The organism is Angustibacter aerolatus, assembly GCF_054776675.1.
Window position 1 is genome coordinate 1 of record NZ_BAAHBM010000160.1, and the last position, 2,941, is coordinate 2,941.

Here is a 2,941-nt window from a genome sequence, read left to right on the forward strand (position 1 = left end):
GGTGCCGCCGGCGGCGGAACAGCCGCGCGTGGTCGCGGGCGAGGTCGGCCGCGCCCACCAGGCCGGCCTCGTTGCCCAGCTGCGCGCGCACCACCCGCGCCTCCGGGCGGAAGCCGCGGCCGGTGAGCGCACGGCGGAACGACTCGCGCGCCGGGTTCAGCAGCAGCTCGCGGGCGTCCGACACCCCGCCGCCGATGACGAACAGGCCCGGGTCGAAGGCGGCCGCCAGGTTGGCCAGCCCGATGCCCAGCCAGCGCCCGACGTCCTCGAACAGCTCGACGGCCGCGGGGTCGCCGTCCTTGGCCGCCTCGGTGACCAGCGGGCCGTTGATCTGCGCCGGGTCGCCCTCGGCGCGCTCGAGCAGCCCGTGCGCCACCGGAGACCCGGCCGCCGCCAGCTCGCGGGCCTCGCGCACCAGGGCGTTGCCGCTGGCGTACTGCTCCCAGCACCCGCGGTTGCCGCACTCGCAGCGGTGCCCGCCGGCCACCACCTGCATGTGGCCGAACTCGCCCGCGACGCCGAACCGCCCGCGGTACAGCTCGCCGTCCAGCAGCACGGCCCCGCCGATGCCGGTGCCGAGGTTGACGCAGACCACGCACTCCTCGCCCTGGGCCGCGCCGAACCGCGACTCGGCCCACAGCGCGGCGTTCGCGTCGTTCTCGACGACGACCGGCAGGCCGACCCGGCGGCGCATGGCGTCGCGCAGCGGCTCGTGCCGCCACGACAGGTGCGGCGCGAAGAGCACCGAGCTCTGGGTGACGTCGACGAACCCGGCCGCGCCGATGCCCACCGCCAGCGGCTCGCGGAAGTCCCACTCCTCGCGCAGCTCGGTGATCACCTCGGCGATGGTGTCCTCGACGACCTGCGGGCTGGTGCTGCGGTGCGGGGTCTCGCGGCGGGCGCGGCTCAGCACCCGCCCGTCGGTGTCGACGAGGCCGGCGGCGACCTTCGTGCCGCCGATGTCGACGCCGATCGCCGGGCGCGACCAGACCTGCAGCGGCGCCTCGGGCCGCCGCTCGCTCACCCCGCCACCCGCTCGCCGACGGCGGCGGTCACCTCGCGGGCCAGGTCGGCGGCGCCGATCGTGCCGGCCTGCGTGCCGAGCGCGGCGGCCACGACGGCGATCGCCGGGCGCTGCGAGCGCCCGGTCAGGTTGGCCGCGAGCGCCTCGCGCGCCGGGCCGACGACGAGCTCGCCGGCCCGCACGACGCCGCCGCCGACGACGAACAGCGCCGGGTCGAGCACCGCGGCGATGGCGGCCATGCCCTCGCCGATCCACCGGCCGAGGTCGGCGAACAGCCGCACCGACGCCTGGTCGCCGGCGGTGGCCGCCTCGGTGACCATCGGCCCGACCAGCCGGCTCGCGTCGCCGCCGCACAGCTCGGCCAGCGCGCGGCCCTCCGGTGCGCCGGACTGCACGAGGGCGCGGGCGTTGCGCTGCAGCGCGTTGCCGCTGGCGTACATCTCCCAGCAGCCGTGGTTGCCGCAGCCGCAGGGCAGGCCGTCGGGCACCAGCCGCACGTGGCCCAGCTCGCCCGCCATCCCCTTGGCCCCGCGCAGCATCTGCCCGCCCGACACCACGCCGCCGCCGACGCCGGTGCCGATCGTGACGGCGACCATGTCGTCGACGTGCCGGGCCGGCCCGAACCGGAACTCGCCCCAGGCCGCGGCGTTCGCGTCGTTCTCGACGACGACCGGCAGCCCGGTGCGGGCCTGCAGCCCGTCGCGCAGCGGCTCGTCGCGCCAGTTGATGTTCGGCGCGAACAGCAGCACGCCGTTCGCGAAGTCGACGAAGCCGGCCGCCGCGACACCGACCGCGCTGACCTCGTGCTGCGCGCGCAGCTCGGCGACGACGTCGGCGATCGCCTCCTGGATCGCCACCGGGTCGGCCGCGCTGGTGTCGCGCAGCGCGGACGCCAGCACCGCGCCCTCCTCGTCGACGACGCCGGCCGCGATCTTCGTGCCGCCGACGTCCACGCCGATCGTCAGTGCCACCTCAGTGGTTCCCTTCTGCTGCGTCTCGGTCGGGGCGCGGCGTCTCGCCGGGCCCCGCGTCGACGTCGTCGACGTCGTCCAGGTCGTGCATGTCGTCCAGGTCGATCAGGTCGTCCCAGTCGTCGTCCGGTGCGTTCCCGGGGTCAGGGTCCACCACGACGGGCCGGGACGTCGGGCCGGGGCGGGTGCGTCCCGCGGGCTGGGCGCCGTCCGCCGCCGCGCGGCCCGTCCGCGGCGGTGCCTCGTCGGGCGCGCCGGGCTCGCCGGGCGGGCGGACCAGCTCGCGGAACGCCTGTGCCAGGTGGTCGACGGCGTCGACGAGGTGCTCGACGACCTGCGGGTGGTCGCGCTGCACGGCGTCGACGGCCCGGCAGACCGGGCAGACCCGGCAGCTCGACCACTCGTGCGGCGACGGCTCGTCGACCTGGTCGTGCACCTGGTCGCCCACCCCGGCGGACGGCGCGTCGGCCGCCGGGTCGGCTGGCTCGGCGGGCCGGGCACCGAACCAGCCCTGCAGCTGCTCGACCAGCCGGGCGGCCTCCTGCGCGGCGCTGCCGAGCTGCTCGTCGCGGGGCTGGGAGCTCACGTCGTCACCTGCTCGCGCGTCCGGGTCGCCGGCCACAGCGCGCGGTCGGGCACGAAGCGCACCTGCAGCACGCCGTCGCGCACGCGCGCGGCGGTCGCCTCGCACCGGCGCAGCACCGACGGCAGCCGCACCCCGCGCCGTGCGCCCGGGACGGCGACGAGCAGGTCGTCACCGCGGCGTGCGAGCTCGACGTCGGCCCCGGGCAGCAGTCCGAGGCGCAGGTCGAACCGGTACCCCGACGCCGTGCGGTGCACCGACGACGCGGCCGGGCCGCGCGGCGCGGCCAGCAGCGCAGCGGCGCCGTCCGGCAGCAGGCCGGGCAGGGCGCGGAGGGCGTCGAGGCCGGTGGGAGCCGCCGCG

General features: G+C 77.8%; 4 protein-coding genes. All 4 read right to left on the reverse strand.

The annotated features are described in order from the left end of the window. On the reverse strand, positions 1-1,024 hold a 1,024-nt coding region (locus ACYVI6_RS18375; protein ID WP_460447744.1), incomplete at its 3' end, for an ROK family glucokinase. Continuing rightward, complete coding sequence (locus ACYVI6_RS18380; protein ID WP_460447745.1) at positions 1,021-1,995, reverse strand: ROK family glucokinase; 975 nt, start codon at positions 1,993-1,995, stop codon at positions 1,021-1,023. The genes ACYVI6_RS18375 and ACYVI6_RS18380, both read right to left, overlap by 4 nt. Before the next feature lies 1 nt (position 1,996). Then, positions 1,997-2,581 (reverse strand): hypothetical protein, encoded by a 585-nt coding sequence (locus ACYVI6_RS18385; RefSeq protein ID WP_460447746.1) that lies wholly within the window; start codon positions 2,579-2,581, stop codon positions 1,997-1,999. Further along, on the reverse strand, positions 2,578-2,941 hold a 364-nt coding region (locus ACYVI6_RS18390), incomplete at its 5' end, for an ArsA family ATPase (protein WP_460447747.1). The genes ACYVI6_RS18385 and ACYVI6_RS18390, both read right to left, overlap by 4 nt.